14 protein-coding genes are annotated in these 14300 nt (G+C 66.3%); 8 read left to right on the top strand and 6 right to left on the bottom strand.

The window, feature by feature from the left end; genetic code table 11:
* Positions 1-3: 3 nt before the first annotated feature.
* From hpaE to AACH10_RS12270, 3 genes are read right to left on the bottom strand one after another with little or no spacing between them, the layout of a single operon-like run.
* On the bottom strand, positions 4-1473 hold the full coding sequence (gene hpaE, locus AACH10_RS12280; RefSeq protein ID WP_341410711.1) for a 5-carboxymethyl-2-hydroxymuconate semialdehyde dehydrogenase: 1470 nt from the start codon (positions 1471-1473) through the stop codon (positions 4-6).
* A 34-nt stretch (positions 1474-1507) separates the two neighbouring features.
* The gene (locus AACH10_RS12275) at positions 1508-2299 is read right to left on the bottom strand and encodes a fumarylacetoacetate hydrolase family protein (protein ID WP_341410710.1); all 792 of its coding nucleotides are present in this window, start codon (positions 2297-2299) and stop codon (positions 1508-1510) included.
* Entirely contained in the window at positions 2296-3021 is a 726-nt protein-coding gene (locus tag AACH10_RS12270) for a fumarylacetoacetate hydrolase family protein (RefSeq protein WP_341410709.1), read from the bottom strand. Before AACH10_RS12270 ends, AACH10_RS12275 begins: the two co-directional genes overlap by 4 nt.
* Before the next feature lie 72 nt (positions 3022-3093).
* Between AACH10_RS12270 and hpaR the strand changes: the two genes are divergently transcribed.
* The 4 genes from hpaR to AACH10_RS12250 all read left to right on the top strand — a co-directional run bounded on the left by hpaR (position 3094) and on the right by AACH10_RS12250 (position 6988).
* On the top strand, positions 3094-3549 hold the full coding sequence (gene hpaR / locus AACH10_RS12265) for a homoprotocatechuate degradation operon regulator HpaR (RefSeq protein ID WP_341410708.1): 456 nt from the start codon (positions 3094-3096) through the stop codon (positions 3547-3549).
* A gap of 515 nt (positions 3550-4064) precedes the next feature.
* Positions 4065-4499 (top strand): hypothetical protein, encoded by a 435-nt coding sequence (locus AACH10_RS12260; RefSeq protein ID WP_341410707.1) that lies wholly within the window; start codon positions 4065-4067, stop codon positions 4497-4499.
* Between the two features lie 18 nt (positions 4500-4517).
* Positions 4518-6359, top strand: coding sequence for a hypothetical protein (locus tag AACH10_RS12255; RefSeq protein WP_341410706.1), 1842 nt, complete (start codon positions 4518-4520; stop codon positions 6357-6359).
* A 26-nt stretch (positions 6360-6385) separates the two neighbouring features.
* Complete coding sequence (locus AACH10_RS12250) at positions 6386-6988, top strand: PEP-CTERM sorting domain-containing protein (RefSeq protein ID WP_341410705.1); 603 nt, start codon at positions 6386-6388, stop codon at positions 6986-6988.
* Positions 6989-7375: 387 nt separating this feature from the next.
* Here AACH10_RS12250 and AACH10_RS12245 read toward each other — a convergent pair whose 3' ends face one another.
* Entirely contained in the window at positions 7376-9220 is a 1845-nt protein-coding gene (locus AACH10_RS12245; RefSeq protein ID WP_341410704.1) for a DUF885 domain-containing protein, read from the bottom strand.
* A gap of 390 nt (positions 9221-9610) precedes the next feature.
* Between AACH10_RS12245 and AACH10_RS12240 the strand changes: the two genes are divergently transcribed.
* The 4 genes from AACH10_RS12240 to AACH10_RS12225 all read left to right on the top strand — a co-directional run bounded on the left by AACH10_RS12240 (position 9611) and on the right by AACH10_RS12225 (position 11343).
* On the top strand, positions 9611-9847 hold the full coding sequence (locus AACH10_RS12240) for a hypothetical protein (protein ID WP_341410703.1): 237 nt from the start codon (positions 9611-9613) through the stop codon (positions 9845-9847).
* 38 nt (positions 9848-9885) lie between these two features.
* Positions 9886-10149 carry a translation initiation factor IF-1 gene (gene infA / locus AACH10_RS12235; RefSeq protein WP_341410702.1) on the top strand — a complete coding sequence of 88 codons (264 nt, stop codon included), beginning with the start codon at positions 9886-9888 and terminating at the stop codon, positions 10147-10149.
* A gap of 99 nt (positions 10150-10248) precedes the next feature.
* Entirely contained in the window at positions 10249-10590 is a 342-nt protein-coding gene (locus AACH10_RS12230) for an RNA recognition motif domain-containing protein (protein ID WP_341410701.1), read from the top strand.
* Positions 10591-10656: 66 nt separating this feature from the next.
* A complete protein-coding gene (locus tag AACH10_RS12225; protein WP_341410700.1) occupies positions 10657-11343 on the top strand; it encodes a class I SAM-dependent methyltransferase in 687 nt (228 codons plus the stop codon).
* A gap of 89 nt (positions 11344-11432) precedes the next feature.
* Here the strand turns inward: AACH10_RS12225 and AACH10_RS12220 are convergent, their stop codons facing one another.
* Both AACH10_RS12220 and AACH10_RS12215 read right to left on the bottom strand, forming a co-directional pair.
* Positions 11433-12089, bottom strand: coding sequence for a lysozyme inhibitor LprI family protein (locus tag AACH10_RS12220; RefSeq protein ID WP_341410699.1), 657 nt, complete (start codon positions 12087-12089; stop codon positions 11433-11435).
* Positions 12089-14200, bottom strand: coding sequence for a M13 family metallopeptidase (locus AACH10_RS12215; protein ID WP_341410698.1), 2112 nt, complete (start codon positions 14198-14200; stop codon positions 12089-12091). Before AACH10_RS12215 ends, AACH10_RS12220 begins: the two co-directional genes overlap by 1 nt.
* Between the last annotated feature and the right edge of the window lie 100 nt (positions 14201-14300).

The following is a 14300-nucleotide window of genomic DNA, read 5'->3' as shown; positions in this document are numbered from 1 at the left end:
TGCTCAAACGCCCCAATGCGGGATGTGGTGACTGCCCAGCGACACCGCCACGTTCTTCGGCTCCAGAAACACCTCGTAGCTCCAGGTGCCACCCTCGCGCCCGGTGCCGCTGGCCTTGGTGCCGCCGAAGGGCTGGCGCAGGTCACGCACGTTCTGGCTGTTGACGAAGCACATGCCGGCCTCCACAGCCGCCGCCACGCGGTGGGCCTTGCCGATGTTCTCGGTCCACACATAGCTGGACAGGCCGTAGGCGATGTCGTTGGCGATGCGGATCGCATCGGCCTCGTCGTCGAACGGGATCAGGCAGGCCACCGGGCCGAAGATCTCTTCCTGCGCGATCTTCATGCGGTTGTCCACGTCGGCAAACACCGTGGGCCACACGAAGTTGCCCTTCTCCATGCCGGCGGGCAGCGCGGGGGCATAGCTCGGCCGGTCGAGCCCGCCGCACAGCAGCGTGGCGCCTTCCTTGGGGCCCAGCTCGATGTAGCTGCGCACCTTGGCCAGGTGGGCTTGGCTGATCATCGGGCCGATGATGGTGCTCTCGGCCAGCGGATCGCCCACGCTGATGCGCTTGGCGCGCTCGGCGAACTTCTGCGCGAAGTCTTGGTAGATCGAGCGTTGCACCAGGATGCGGCTGCCCGCGGTGCAGCGTTCGCCGTTGTTGCTGAAGATCATGAACACGGCGGCGTCGAGCGCGCGGCTCAGATCGGCGTCGGCAAAGATCACGAACGGGCTCTTGCCGCCCAGCTCCATGCTGAACTTCTTCAGCCCCGCGCTGCGCACGATGCGGTCGCCGGTGGCGGTGGAGCCGGTGAAGCTGATGGCGCGCACATCGGGGTGGCTGACCAGCGGCTCACCCGTGGCCTTGCCGGTGCCGTGCACGATGTTCAGCACGCCCTTGGGGATGCCGGCTTCCAGTGCCAGCTCGCCCAGGCGCGCGGCGCTCAGGGGCGACAGTTCGCTCATCTTCAGCACCGCCGTGTTGCCAAAGGCCAGGCAGGGCGCCACCTTCCACGTGGCGGTCATGAAGGGCACGTTCCAGGGGCTGATCAGCGCGCACACGCCCACCGGGGCAAACAGCGTGTAGTTCAGGTGCGTGGGCGTGGGGTAGGTGTGGCCATCCACCCGCGTGCACATCTCGGCGAAGTAGTGGAAGTTGTCGGCCGCGCGCGGCACCAGCTGCTTGCCGGTCTGGCTGATGGTCTGGCCGGTGTCCTGCGTCTCGGTGCGGGCGATCTCGGGCACGTGCTTCGTGATCAGCTCGCCCAGCTTGCGCATCAGCGCGGCGCGCTCGGTGGCGGGGCGGCCGGCCCAGGCCGGAAAGGCCGCCTTGGCGGCGGCCACGGCGGCGTTCACTTCAGCCGCGCCGCCATCGGCCACCTCGGCCAGCACGGCTTGGGTGGCGGGGTTCACGGTCTCGAAGTAGGTGCTGCTTTCAACGGCCTGGCCGTCGATCAGGTGCTGGATGCGCATGGGGTCTCCAGGAAGCGTCTTCTATCAGGAATGTTCAGCGGCCGAACTCTGCGTCAGGCACCAGCGTGTTCACCAGCGTGCCGATGCCGTCGATCTCGCACTCGACCACATCGCCCGCGTTCACGTTCACCACGCCTTCGGGCGTGCCGGTCAGGATCACGTCGCCCGGCAGCAGGGTCATGAAGCTGCTGAGGTAGGCGATCAGCTCGGCCACGCTGTGCACCATGTTGGCGGTGCTGCCCTGCTGCGTGACCTGGCCGTTGACGCGCGTGCGCAGCGCCAGCGCCTGCGGATCAGGCACCTCGCAGGCGGCCACCAGCCAGGGGCCCAGCACGGTGCCGCCGTCGCGGTTCTTCACGCGCAGGTTGGGGCGGTACCAGTTCTCCAGGTAGTCGCGCACCGCGTAGTCGTTGCACACGCAGTAGCCGGCCACATGCTGCAGGGCCTGGGCCGCGCTGACGTTCTTGGCCGGCGCGCCGATCACCACGGCCAGCTCGCACTCGTAGTGCATGAACGTGGCATCGGCCGGGCGGCGCGTGTGGCCACGGTGGCCCAGCAGCGAGCCGGGGCCTTTCAGGAACACCAGCGGTTCGTCCTTGGCCCCGTCGTTCGAGCCGAGGGTGAGCTCCTTGCTCAGCTCTTTCACATGGTCGGCGTAGTTCAGGCCCAGCGCGATGATGGTGCCCACCTCGAAGGGCGGCAGCCACTGCACCTGGTCTTCCGCCAGCACGCGGCCATCGGCCAGCTGCAGGCCTTGCGGGTGCGGCACCGCGGTGTGCGTGGCGCCGGCATAGGCCACGCGGGCGGTTCGGGCCGGGGCGCTCATGCGGCGGCCTCCACGGCTTCGGCCACCAGGGTGAGGTGCAGCGTGCCGATGCCATCGATGGTGATGGCCACGGCCTGGCCCACGCGGGCCTGCGACGCCTGGGCGGCCACGCCCAGCATCAGCACATCGCCGGCCTCCAGCGTCATGAACTCGGTGACGTCGGCGATCAGCCGCGCGATGCCGCGCACACGCTCGCCCGTGTGGCTGTGGTGCACCGGCTGGCCGTGCACGGCCACGGTGACCGACAGGGCATCGGCCCCGGCCAGGCCGCCCACATCGGCCAGCGCCACCACGCGCGGGCCCAACGGGCAGAAGCCATCGCGGGCGCGCTGGCGCACCGCGGGGCGGTAGTGGCTGGCATGCGGCACGCGGATGTCGGCCGCGATGGTGAGCCCGGCGATCACGCTGGCGGCATCGCCTTCAGCCACCCGGCAGGCCGTGCGGCCGATCACGATGGCCAGCGAGGCGCCGATCTCCAGCGTGGCCGCCTCGGCCGGCACCGGCACCTGCGCGCCATCACCGGCCAGCGTGTTGCGCGGCTTCACCTGCAGCACCGGCGCACGCGGCGGCGCCTTGTAGGGCGGCTGCTGCGCCGCATCGCCCAGCGCGGCCAACTCGGGCGCATGGTTCAGCAAGGCGCCATAGACGCGGCCCGACAACTGCCACGGCGGCACCGGCAGGCCGGGCAGCGGCCCGCTCTTGACCAGGGGAACAAGGTTCATGGCGCGCGGCCACGACGGGGTGGCCGAAGAAATCACTCACAAGTTAGCGACTCTATTCGCTAACATGTGAGCATGTCAACGTTCCAGCACCGCAACCTGCCGCTGCTGCTGCTGCATGCGCGCGAGAGCGTGATTGCGCATTTCCGGCCCATCCTGAACGCGCATGGCGTGACCGAGCAGCAATGGCGCATCGTGCGCGCGCTGCTGGAACGCGGCCCGCTGGAGCCGCGCCAGATCGGCCACGTGTGCCGCATCTCCAGCCCCAGCCTGGCGGGCGTGCTGGCGCGCATGGAGGCCATGGGCCTGGTGAGCCGCGAACGCCTGCCCCACGACGCCCGCCGCGTGATGGTGAGCCTGACCGACGCCAGCCGCGCGCTGGCCGATGCGATGGCACCGCAGATCGAGGCCGTGTATGCCGGCATCGAGGCGCACATCGGTAGCGAGTTCATCGAGCGGTTCTATGCGACGCTGGATGAGCTGATCGGGATGTTGGGGGAGTTGCCGGCGGGGGAGGAGGGCGGGGGGTGACGGCGCGGCTCCTTTCGACCCTGCGCCGACATCGGTCGTCTCGATCTCGCGACCGTGAAGCAGCCGGTCGGGCGCAGAGGGTGCAGAGGGTGCAAGGAGTATCTGCGGTACTCTGAAGCGAGTAGCAAACCAAGCGCCAGGAAGAGCACCCTCATTTCGGGGGTTATGGGCGATCACTTCTGACGAACCCGCTTGTCCAATGTAAAGAAGCCCGCTACAAAGCCTTACAAGGGAGAGGGTCGGACACAGATGGTGTGGCCGTGCGTCTTCTCTTGGGAGCTCCGCACGATATGCGACAAGACCAAGCACCACGAGGGCCCTACACCTGGAGACAGCGCTCAACTGTCGCTGTTCCTCTTCTCCTTGTGACTGCGGCAGTGCTTGTTGCCTGCGGTGGTGGGTCGGGAGATGGAGCCAGCCAGGCCTCATCCGCGGACGGCACGAAGACCGCTCAGGCGGTCTCGGCGAGCAGCGCCGCATCAGTCCCTGTGGGATGGACGGGGCGAGCGCCCAAGATGGAAGTGATCAATGGGATCACTGTTCCTCCGGAACCTGCACCTTCGGTTAACAACGCGACGCTCGCGGGTGTGGATGTGAATGGGAATGGGGTGCGGGATGATGTGGAGAGGAGGATTGCGGCAGCCGTTCAGGACAGCGCATCCTTCAAATCATTGAATCTTGTGGCGGCAGGGTACCAGCGTGCGGTGATCAGCGGTGGCAGTTCCACCAAGCCATCTGAAGCCGAAGTACAAAGGATGTTGGCGGATATGCATTGTGCAAACCTTCGGTACTGGGGTGCTGCGAGCCCGACAAGAGCCAAGTCAGACACGGCGCGTGCTCTGGTATCGCAAATACTAAACACGCCTGTCCGAATTGATGCGTATAACAATGTATTTGGATCGGTTCCGGGCTATTTTAGTGATGAGTTTCCGCCCTGCACACAAGACTGAGAGGGATGGAGGTCGAATATGCGTTGGATTCTTCTGTTTCTCTTTGCTGTGATTTCAATATCATGCAACGCGAAAGTTTCCGTAATTTTCGTGAATGGAATTAAAAATGACGAAGGTGCGGCGGCCGAGTCAGCAAATGCTCTCTGGCTTACCATAAATGACGACTGGGCATCCGCGAAAATCAAGAACCATCAGATCGAAGTTTCTTATTATCACAATCCAAGCGAAGGTTTTGTTCCTGACGTGCGAGAGTTAATCGATTACGCCGGCGTTGAGCGCGACTCACTCGCGACCGCAAAGAAAATAGTGTCCTCGGCGGTCGTGGGTGATATATCATACCGAACAGCGTTGGGAAGATACTACTTCGATCTTTTTTCTGGCGCGCGTCAATCAAGATTGGCAGAGAGGCGAACTGCTCCAATCGTAAAAGGTCTTTCCCAAAAAATCGCAAAAATTCTGAGTGAGGATAATTCGGTTGTGATAGTTTCTCATTCGCAGGGCAACCAAATAGCCGAAGCCGCGTACGCATATATAGAATACGCGGGCTTGGTCTCACCGGAAAAACTTGCAGGAAATTTTCGCGTGGTTGGTGTGGCGCCAGTGGCAGCCTCTCTACCCGGGGGGCGCTATATTCGGCTTTCCGAGGATAATGCCGTTTTGGGATATATATTCCAACTTGGCCGAAATAAGATTTTTGGCGTGCCGCCTCTGGAGTATAACGCCGTTGGTTGTTATTTTCCGCCGCTATGTTCAATTGAATTTTCTGCTGATTCTTTTGTCAATCACTCCTTTGTTGACACATATTTGAGTCGGACGATCTTCGACAAGAGAACTGGCAAGTCATTGGCGACGATCGTATCTGAAATGACTCGAGATGCCGTAGATGATGTCTTGCCAAAAGCAGCGTCTACACAAAAGCTCTTTGATGACTTCTCCGGCACCTCCCTCGACTCCACCAAATGGACCGGTCGAGCCTCCATCCCAAATGCCGGATATGGCTTGCCTACCGTTGCCAATGGAGTTGCACATTTCGACAATTGCCAATACGCAGACACAAAAGATAAAGTCACCATCTCAGGGTCAAAGATTGTTGTTGAGACACGATTCGTAGGCCCCAAATCATTGGGGCGCGCTACTTGGGTGAGTTTTACCAACGTTGACGACGGCTCCTACATCACGGTCGTTGACACAAACTATCGTGGTTGGGGAGTTACAGTCCAGTCCGGAACTCGCACTGCGTATGATGTGAATGACGTCTTTGGTAGTTCGGCAAGTACATACAAGGAGTACAGAATAACAATAGATGGCAGTACGGTGACTATCGACCGAGGAGACAGCCTCGCAAACCTCACTGACCACTTCGTCTCGACACTTCCACGAAGTGTGATCGGAAATACCTACTACCTAGGTATTGGAACCGGCGGCTGTGACGGCTTCTATTCCCCTGGCGACTTCGATTGGATCCGCGTTATCTCAACTGGAGCAAGTACCGCGAGCGCCGTGCAGGCATTCACTGTTCCGGCAATTAGTGAGGCAGGAGCCGATTTTGTGAACACAGCGGGTTCACCAAAGACCTGCACCTTTACTGCGTCTGGACAGTGGGGTGAGATGGGCGCTAACAATACGGTCAACTACTACGCGCCCACTGGCTTGGCTGGCAACTTCTATGCGGCTACACCGCTCCCGACTTCCAACAGCTACGCCCTCATTGCCAACTACCGCGGGTCGTATGTGTATGTCGGTAACTCTTGGACGGGGCCACTTGCCGCGGGAGAGAAGATCAAGTTCCTGATGAACGACACGTTCAGTGCCTTCTATAACAATGTTGGCGCCCTGACGGTGGTGCCTGTTTGCCAGTAACTTCTTGCAGTCGGAAAGAGCTACCAATGTCAGTTAAAAAGAGCCTTCTCTGGGCAGCGCTCTCGTGCTGCTTCGCGCCGGCCGGCGCAGGCGCAGCGGTCTTCACCTTCGAGGACCTGACCCCTCCCGCCGCAACCGGGTATGACGCCATGCCCAACTCCTACGCTGGCCTGACGTTCTCCGGGTGGTATTACGGGTACGACAACACGTACACACCGGCGTCTGGCGTCATCGACCTCTTCACCGACTATGCCGACCCGACCAACCCGGCCGACTACGTCGTGACGAAGAACAACTCGATCACGAGCGCGACCCCGTTCTACTTCGGTGGTGCATGGTTCTCGGGGTACTCGGGCGTGACCTTCGAGCTTTCACTCGGTGGAACGCTGGTTGCCACGTCCGCCACGCTTCCGGATGCAGGAGCATTGCCCTACGCCCCGACCTTCCTTGACAGTGGATATGCCGGCCTCGTGGACTCTGTCGTCGTGTCTGGCGTCCAGGGCTACTACTCGATGGATGACCTGTCGGTGACGTTCCAGAGCGCGCAGGGCGTGCCGGAACCGAGTTCGCTCCTTCTTGCCGTCGGTGCGCTGGCCGCTGTTGGGGCGACTCGTCGCAAGCAAAGCTAGACACTGAAGACTGACAAGCAGGCTCCACCTGCTCGCTACCAGTCAGCAAAGCCCCGAGGAGGTCCACGCCTCTCGGGGCTTCTTTCACATTGGGAGCCGGGTTCCATAACTCGAGTGGCCGTCATACATTCACGACGCAGCCACCGCGGCTGGGAGCAAAAGGAGAGCGAAGCCGAAACGGTTCAGGCCCGGCCGCACCTTATCAGCTAGGCGGGGCTGCTCAAGCGCGTCCTCGGCATCGACATGCAGCATTGCCCGAACTGCGGCGGAGCGGAGCCAAGCATTTTCGCGCCCGTGCTCAGGTTGATCGGCCGGCAAGCTGCCGGTCCCGAACGACTCCTCATGGCCGATAGCGGACCCCCGATTCCCATCCCAAAGCCCGATCACTCATTTCGCCCGCCCCACAAATCCCTCCCTCACCGCCCTCCCCAACAACCCCGGCGGCAACAACCCCTGCCCCACCACAAAATCATTGAACGCCAGCCGATCAAACCGCGCGCCCAGCGCCACTTCGGCCTCGGCGCGCAGTTGCAGCAGCCGCAGGTAGCCATACAGGTAGCTTCCGGCCTGGCCGGGGTTGCGGAAGGTGTAGCGCTCCACTTCCTGGCGGGTCATGGCGGGTGACAGCATCACCTCGTCGCGCAGCAGGCGGGTGGCTTCTTCGGGGGTGGTCAGGCCCAGGTTCAGCATCGGGTCCAGCAGGGCGCGGGCGGCGCGCAGCAGGCGGAACTGCAGGGCCACCATCTGGCCTTCCAGCGGCTCGTAGGGCAGGGCCTCGGCCTCGGCATACAGGGCCCAGCCTTCCACGTTCACGCTGTTGAAGGCGTACAGGCTGCGCGCCAGGCTCACGCCGCGCTCCACCATGGCGCTGAACTGCAGCTCGTGGCCGGGGCGGCCTTCGTGGGCCACCATGGTCCATGCGGCGGCGGGGAAGTTGAAGTCGTCGTACGCCTCGCCGGGGCCCGCGTTGGGGTTGCGCAGCGGCAGCATGAAGATGCCGCGCTCGCCGGTGTTGCCCACCAGGCGTGGCGGGCGCAGGTGGGGCGCGGGCTGGGCGGCCGATTCGGCAGCGCTGGCCAGCTGGATGGCCAGTTGCCGCGCGGGCAGGGTGGCGATGCGCTCGCGGCGGATGATGGCTTCCATCTGCTGCGTCACCGCGGCGTAGTGGGGCATCAGCTGGGCGTCGGGCAGGGGCTCGGCCTTCAGGCGGCGGATCACGTCCTGGTAGCCCAACCCCGCAGGCCAGCCCTTGGCGGCGGCCACCTGCGGCGCCAGCGCCACCATGGCCGCGCGGGTTTCCTGGTAGCTCACCTGGGCCAGGCGCATCAGCTCGGTGGGCGCGATGTCGATGCCCACCTGGCGCAGCCGGTCGGCATACAGCTCGGGCGGGGTGCGGAAGTCAGCGCGCGCCAGTGGCAGCACCACGCGCTGCTGCCAGGCGGTGTGCTCGGCCACCTGGGCGGCCAGCGCGGCCAGGGCCGGTGCCATGCCGGGCTGCGGGTAGCGCTTGAACAGGTCTTGAATGCCTTGCACGTAGGTGGCGGCCTGTTCGTTGGCCTGTTCCACCTCGGCCTTCACCGGGCCGATGCGGCCGCTCACCTTGGCAGAGTCTTCAAAGCGCTGGCGGATCTGCTGCAGCAGCGGCGTGCGGCCACCGTGCAGGCCCAGGTAGTGCTGCAGGCGCTCCAGTGCCTTGGCATGACGCTCGGGCGGCAACTGCTCGTCCAGCAGGCCGCGCAGGCCTTCAAAGATCATCGCCGGGCCGTCCACCCAGTCCAGCGCCAGGCGGGTGTTCAGCCGGGTGCTGTCCACCATGCCCTGCACGCTGTCGATCAGGATCTGCACGTCCTGCCGCACATTGGCATCGGGCTCGGTGGCCAGGCGCTGGCGCAGGCGGGCCAGCTGGGCATCACTGGCGGCCAGCAGGCGGTTGTCGAAGTCGGGGCTCAGGTTGCGGGCCTGGCCGTCAAACGCCGTCAGGCCCATCTGCGAGGCGAACTCGGGGGCGAATTCGCCTTGCGCCTGCAGCAGCTCGCGGGTGAGGACATCGCTGGCGGCCACCCAGGCGGCCGGTGCGGGCGCCGTGGTGGGGGTCGGGCTCTTGGGCTGGGCCCAGGCAGGTTGGCCGAGTGGTGCCAGCGCCAGCAGCAGCACGGCTGCCTTCAGCTTGAACCGCCGGCAGCCCGCCGATGACGCCGGCGCGCCGCGCCCGCCGCTGAATCCCTGAGCCATCCGGCTCTCCCCAAAGCCTGTGATGCAGAACATTCCAACACAAACCGTGGGCGGCACAGCGGTGCGGTCCCTGGTGCCAACCAGCAGACAAGCGCCGCGCCTGCTACAATCCGCCGTTCGCTGCAGTCTCGCTTTCCTCCGCAGCGTCTTCTCAGCTGGCCCGCCACCCAAGCGCGGCCGTCTCGGTTGAGTGAGCCTGATCTGTCTTTCAGCGCTCCTCCCTCTCCAGGCAAGCTTCGTCTGGTGGTCGATCCCCGGTGTCCCAAGGCGGCACCCTGTTGACGGGATCGCGAACCTCTCCCCTCTTGCGGCTGCAGCCGGCACATTCTTGCCGTGGCTGCCCGGCCGCACGCGCCTGCGGTCACCGCGGGCCCTTTGTGCTTTCACTGCTTGATCGAATCCTTCCATCGCCCGCGTTCCGTGGGCCGCTTCCTGCTCTCTCCCTTGACCCGTGCGACCGATTGCGGCCGCTATGCCGCATCGCTGTCCATCCGCAGCGGCCAGGGCCAGGGCACGCATGACCGGATCTTCCGGTTCACCCCCTTGTTCGGTTCTGCCCAGGCTGCGGCGCGCTATGCGCTCAACCAGGGCATGGACTACCTCGCCCAACCCTGCCTGCCGGCCTGACGCGCCGGCACGCCTTCCCCCCTTTTCGGAGACGCCCCATGGCCAAGGAAGAACTCATCGAGATGCGCGGCACCGTGGACGAGGTGCTGCCCGACTCGCGCTTTCGCATCACCCTCGAGAACGGCCACAACCTGGTGGCTTACACGGGCGGCAAGATGCGCAAGCACCACATCCGCATCCTGGCCGGCGACAAGGTGTCGCTGGAGTTGTCTCCGTACGACCTGAGCAAGGGCCGGATCACCTTCCGGCACCTGGAGCCGCGCCGCCCCGGCGCGCCGGCCATGCCCACGCGGCGCAAGTAGGCCGCACACCCCTTCACCGCCCCATCGTCTGGGGCATCGACGACACGGTGACCGCGGCCGTCCGATCGACATCACGCGGTTTTTCCTGAAAGGTCCACCATGGACAACAACAGCAAGCTCTACGTCGGCAATCTTCCCTACGGCATGCGCGACGACGACCTGCAGCAGCACTTCGGCGCCTTCGGCCAGGTGCAATCGGCCAAGGTCATGATGGACCGCGAGACCGGCCGCTCCAAGGGCTTCGGCTTCGTGGAAATGGGCTCGCCCAGCCAGGCGCAAAGCGCCATCCAGGGCATGGCCGGCCAGCAGTTCGAAGGCCGCGCGCTGGTGGTCAACCTGGCCCGCCCGCGTGAAGAGCGTCCGGGCGGCTTCGGTGGCGGCGGCTACGGCAGCGGCAACGGTGGCGGCAACGGCGGCTACCGCGAGCGTTCGCGCTACTGATCGGCAGCGCGGCCACATCACCGGCCGCGCACGCTGATCAGCACCCCACACCCGGCGGCAGCGCTCATGGCGGGCTACCAGACCAAGCGTGAGCGCATCGTCATCCGCGGTGCGGCCAGCCTGCTGATCCGCTCGCTGTTCGACCGGCTGCAGTACGACGACCCGCGCGGCGAGGCCGAGGCCGCGGGCTTCTCGGCGGCCACCTGGCCGCTGTTCGGCCTGCTGTGGCCCTCGGGCCTGCAACTGGCGGCGCAGATGGCCGCGCGCCCGCTGCGCGCCAACGAGCGCATCCTCGAGGTGGGCTGCGGCCTGGGCCTGGCCAGCCTGGTGTGCCACCGCCAGGGCGCCGACATCACGGCGTCCGACAGCCATCCGCTGGCGGGGCACTTTCTCAGGCGCAACGCGCGCCTGAACGGCCTGCGGCCCATGGACTACCGCCATGGCCGCTGGACCGACCCCACGGCCCTGAGCGCGGCGCACAGCTCGCGCGATCTGCAGGGCCGCTTCGACCTGATCATCGGCAGCGACGTGCTCTACGAGCGCGACGAGCCCGGCCACCTGGCGCGCTTCATCGCCCGCCACGCATCGCCCGAGGCCGAGATCCTGATCGTCGACCCCAACCGCGGCAACCGCGCCGCCTTCACCCGCCGCATGCAGGCCCAGGGCTATGTGCTGCGCGAAACCGCGCTGAGCACGCCCGAGGCCGATGGGCTGCCGTACCGCGGGCGGCTGCTGCACTACGCGCGCTGCTAGGCTGCGCTGACGGCGCCGTGGCGCCGCGGCCTGTGGCCGGTGGCGGTCGGGCCAGGTTGGCGCCCAGGCTGCCTGGCAGCCTCCGTGGCTCATCGCGTCCTGCAGTCGATCACCTCGGTCTTGCCGGTGCCGACATCCAGCCACGACAGTCGCAACGCTCCGGTCTGCAGCACCATGTCCACGTTCTGACCCTCGTAGTGGCCGCCGGCCTCATCGCCCACGCGCCACAGGGTGGCCGTGCGGTCGCCGCGCTCCAGCCGGAGGGTGGGCGGATCGGTGGCGAAGAGGTTGACAACCACCTCGTTGGCGGGCTGGTTCTGGCAGATGTAGCGGGTGGTGACCGGTGGCTCAAGGCGCCACACGGCCTGCAGTTCCGAGGTGCGCAGCCGGTACTGCGCATCGATGCAGGCTGCCACTGTATCCACCGTCCAGCTGGCGGTGATCCAGGTGGCCTGGCCATCGGCCTTCCAGCAGTCGTTGCGGCCCTTGACCCAGCCGCGCTGGTCGGCCATCAACCGCCGGGCCGGCGCGCCACGCGCCTGGGCCAGAGCGGCCTGGTAGACCTGGGCCAGACGGCGATCGCGTGCGACCAGTGCCGGGTCGGCACAGATCTGCCGCTCCACCTGGCCGCTGGGTCGGGTGCACGCCGAGCTGGGGCCGCTGGCCGCCTGCGCCGCGCCGGCCCCGAGCAGGCACCACAGCGCGATGGGCTGCAGCAGCCGGCAGTACAGCCGTCGCATCGCCATCACCAGATGCGCACGCGTTGGGCCGGCGCGCGCCACATCGCATCACCCGGGCGCGTACCGAAGGCCTGGTGGAAGGCGTCGAGGTTCAGCAGCGGCTGCGTGGCGCGCACGAAGCCGATAGCGTGGTAATCGGTGGCGGCCAGCAGGCGAATGCGCTCCTCGCGCGCCTTGTAGATCCACAACTGCGACCAGGCCACGAAGCAGCGCTGGTCGGCCGTCATGCCGTCGACCTTGGGCAGGGTGCGGCCCTTCAGCGCACGCTGCAGCGCGGCATGCGCCAGCGTGATGCCGCCCAGGTCGGCGGTGTTCTCGCCCAGGGTCAGCGTGCCGTCCTGCTTCAGCCCCGGCAGCAGCTCGACGCGGCTGACCTGCCGGGCCAGCGCATCGGTGCGCTGGGCGAAGTCGGCCGCGGCGCGGGGCGTCCACCAGTCGCGTACGTTGCCGGTGGCGTCGTACTGGCGGCCGTTGCTGTCGAAGCCGTGGGTCAGCTCATGGCCGATCACCGCGCCCATGGTGCAGTAGTTGACCGCGATGTCACCGCCCGGCTGGTAGAACGGCGGCTGCGCGATGGCCGCGGTGATGTCGATGCTGTTCATCGACGGGTTGTAGCCGGCATTGACGGCGATCGGGCTGGTGTAGCGGGCGTCGGCAAAGCGCTCGGCCACCACGGGCACGCCCACTTTGGCCAGCTCACGCCGGAAGTTGAACGCGGCGATGCGCCGGTTGTTGCCCACGAAGTCGTCGGCGCGGATGTCCAGGCTGCTGTTGTCGATCCACTGCCGTGGATAACCCACCTGGATGTCGACCCTGGCCAGCTTGTTGAGCGCCGCCGCGCGGGTGGGCCCATCGAGCCAGGGGTTCGAGCGCAGGCGGATGGCGAACTCCTGCTTGATGTGGCCCACCATGGTGGCGATGTCCTGCCGCATCGCGTCGCTGAAGTGGGCCTGCACATAGAGCTGGGACAACGGGCTGAACAGCTGCACGCTGATGGCCTGCACCGTCTCGCGATCGCGCGGCAGGCTGGCGGCCAGGCCGTCGCGCTGGCGCTGGAAGTCCTGGCTTAAGCCCCGCCACGGCTGGCCCAGCTGGTCGGCGCTGGCCGACAGCACGGACCAGCGCAGAAAGGTGCGCAGCTCGTCGGCCGGGCGCGTCTGCAGCAGGCGGTTCAGGCCCTGCGGCGCCGCCACGTCGATGATCTGCACCTGCGCGGGCGCGGCGATGCCGGCCTCGGCCAGCAGGGCCTTCAGGTCGATGGCCGGGATCATGGCCTGCGCCTCGTCGGGCGTGGCCAGGTTGTAGATGCGCGCCGGGTCGCGGCTCTCCAGCGGCTTCAGGCGTGGCGCCATCAGCTCGGTCTCGATCGCCAGGATCAGCCGGGCCTTGGCGGCGGCGGCCTCGGGCGTGTCGCCCAGCTGCCGGTGGGCCCGCGAGATGTAGTCGACGTAGAGGTCGCGGATGCGCTGGCTGGCCGGCTCGGTGTATTGCGACTGCTCCAGTTGCGGGCCGCCGGGGTACAGCACCAGCCGGGTGCGCGTGCTGTCCTTCAGGTCGGTCATGGCCAGCAGGTTCAGCAGCGGCGACACCTGGTTGCCCATCTGCAGGCGCACCGACAGGCGTGCCAGTTCGGCCGGGCTGCGGGCGCGCCCGGCCTCGTCCAGATCGGCCTGGATGGGCTGCAGGCCCAGCGCGTCCAGCCGCTGCACATCCATCGCGGCGCGGAAATGGTCGCCCACCAGCTGCTGCGGGCTGCCCTTGGGGCCGCCTTGCTGGCTGGCGGCCTGCACCAGGGCCAGCAGGCGTTGATCGAGGCTGGCGCGCAGCAGCGAGAAGCCGCTGACCTCGGACTCGGCTGCGGGAATCGTCAGCCGGTCGAGCCAGTGGCCGGCGGCGTAGCGGTAAAAATCCTGGCGCGGGCTGGCGCCGCGGTCCATGTGCTGGGGCGAGTAGCCCAGCGGGCCATCGGGCAAGGCGCTGGCGGCTTGGGTCGGCCGCTCGATCACGGCCGACGAGCCGCTGGCCGGCCCGGCTGGCCCGGGTGTGCCGGTGGCCCCGGCGAAGGCCTGCGCGCTCAGCGCCGAAGCCAGGACGAGGATGCTGTGGTGGACGCGCATGCCGATGACACTCCCTGCTGTGTTGCTTGTTGGGGGGAACCCTAGCATGCAAAGGCGATGGGCGAGTGACGGCCTGTGCCCTCACCGCCTGGTCACTGCC

The organism is Pseudaquabacterium inlustre (assembly GCF_038066595.1).
In the GTDB taxonomy this organism is placed as follows: Bacteria; Pseudomonadota; Gammaproteobacteria; order Burkholderiales; family Burkholderiaceae_C; genus Pseudaquabacterium; species Pseudaquabacterium inlustre.
This window is presented reverse-complemented; position numbering and strand designations above follow the sequence as displayed.

Bases quoted from the DNA above. Each gene is read 5' to 3' on its own strand.
- hpaE (WP_341410711.1), bottom strand. From the start codon at position 1,473: ATGCGCATCCAGCACCTGATCGACGGCCAGGCCGTTGAAAGCAGCACC.
- AACH10_RS12275 (WP_341410710.1), bottom strand. From the start codon at position 2,299: ATGAGCGCCCCGGCCCGAACCGCCCGCGTGGCCTATGCCGGCGCCACG.
- AACH10_RS12270 (WP_341410709.1), bottom strand. From the start codon at position 3,021: ATGAACCTTGTTCCCCTGGTCAAGAGCGGGCCGCTGCCCGGCCTGCCG.
- hpaR (WP_341410708.1), top strand. From the start codon at position 3,094: ATGTCAACGTTCCAGCACCGCAACCTGCCGCTGCTGCTGCTGCATGCG.
- AACH10_RS12260 (WP_341410707.1), top strand. From the start codon at position 4,065: ATGGAAGTGATCAATGGGATCACTGTTCCTCCGGAACCTGCACCTTCG.
- AACH10_RS12255 (WP_341410706.1), top strand. From the start codon at position 4,518: ATGCGTTGGATTCTTCTGTTTCTCTTTGCTGTGATTTCAATATCATGC.
- AACH10_RS12250 (WP_341410705.1), top strand. From the start codon at position 6,386: ATGTCAGTTAAAAAGAGCCTTCTCTGGGCAGCGCTCTCGTGCTGCTTC.
- AACH10_RS12245 (WP_341410704.1), bottom strand. From the start codon at position 9,220: ATGGCTCAGGGATTCAGCGGCGGGCGCGGCGCGCCGGCGTCATCGGCG.
- infA (WP_341410702.1), top strand. From the start codon at position 9,886: ATGGCCAAGGAAGAACTCATCGAGATGCGCGGCACCGTGGACGAGGTG.
- AACH10_RS12230 (WP_341410701.1), top strand. From the start codon at position 10,249: ATGGACAACAACAGCAAGCTCTACGTCGGCAATCTTCCCTACGGCATG.
- AACH10_RS12225 (WP_341410700.1), top strand. From the start codon at position 10,657: ATGGCGGGCTACCAGACCAAGCGTGAGCGCATCGTCATCCGCGGTGCG.
- AACH10_RS12220 (WP_341410699.1), bottom strand. From the start codon at position 12,089: ATGGCGATGCGACGGCTGTACTGCCGGCTGCTGCAGCCCATCGCGCTG.
- AACH10_RS12215 (WP_341410698.1), bottom strand. From the start codon at position 14,200: ATGCGCGTCCACCACAGCATCCTCGTCCTGGCTTCGGCGCTGAGCGCG.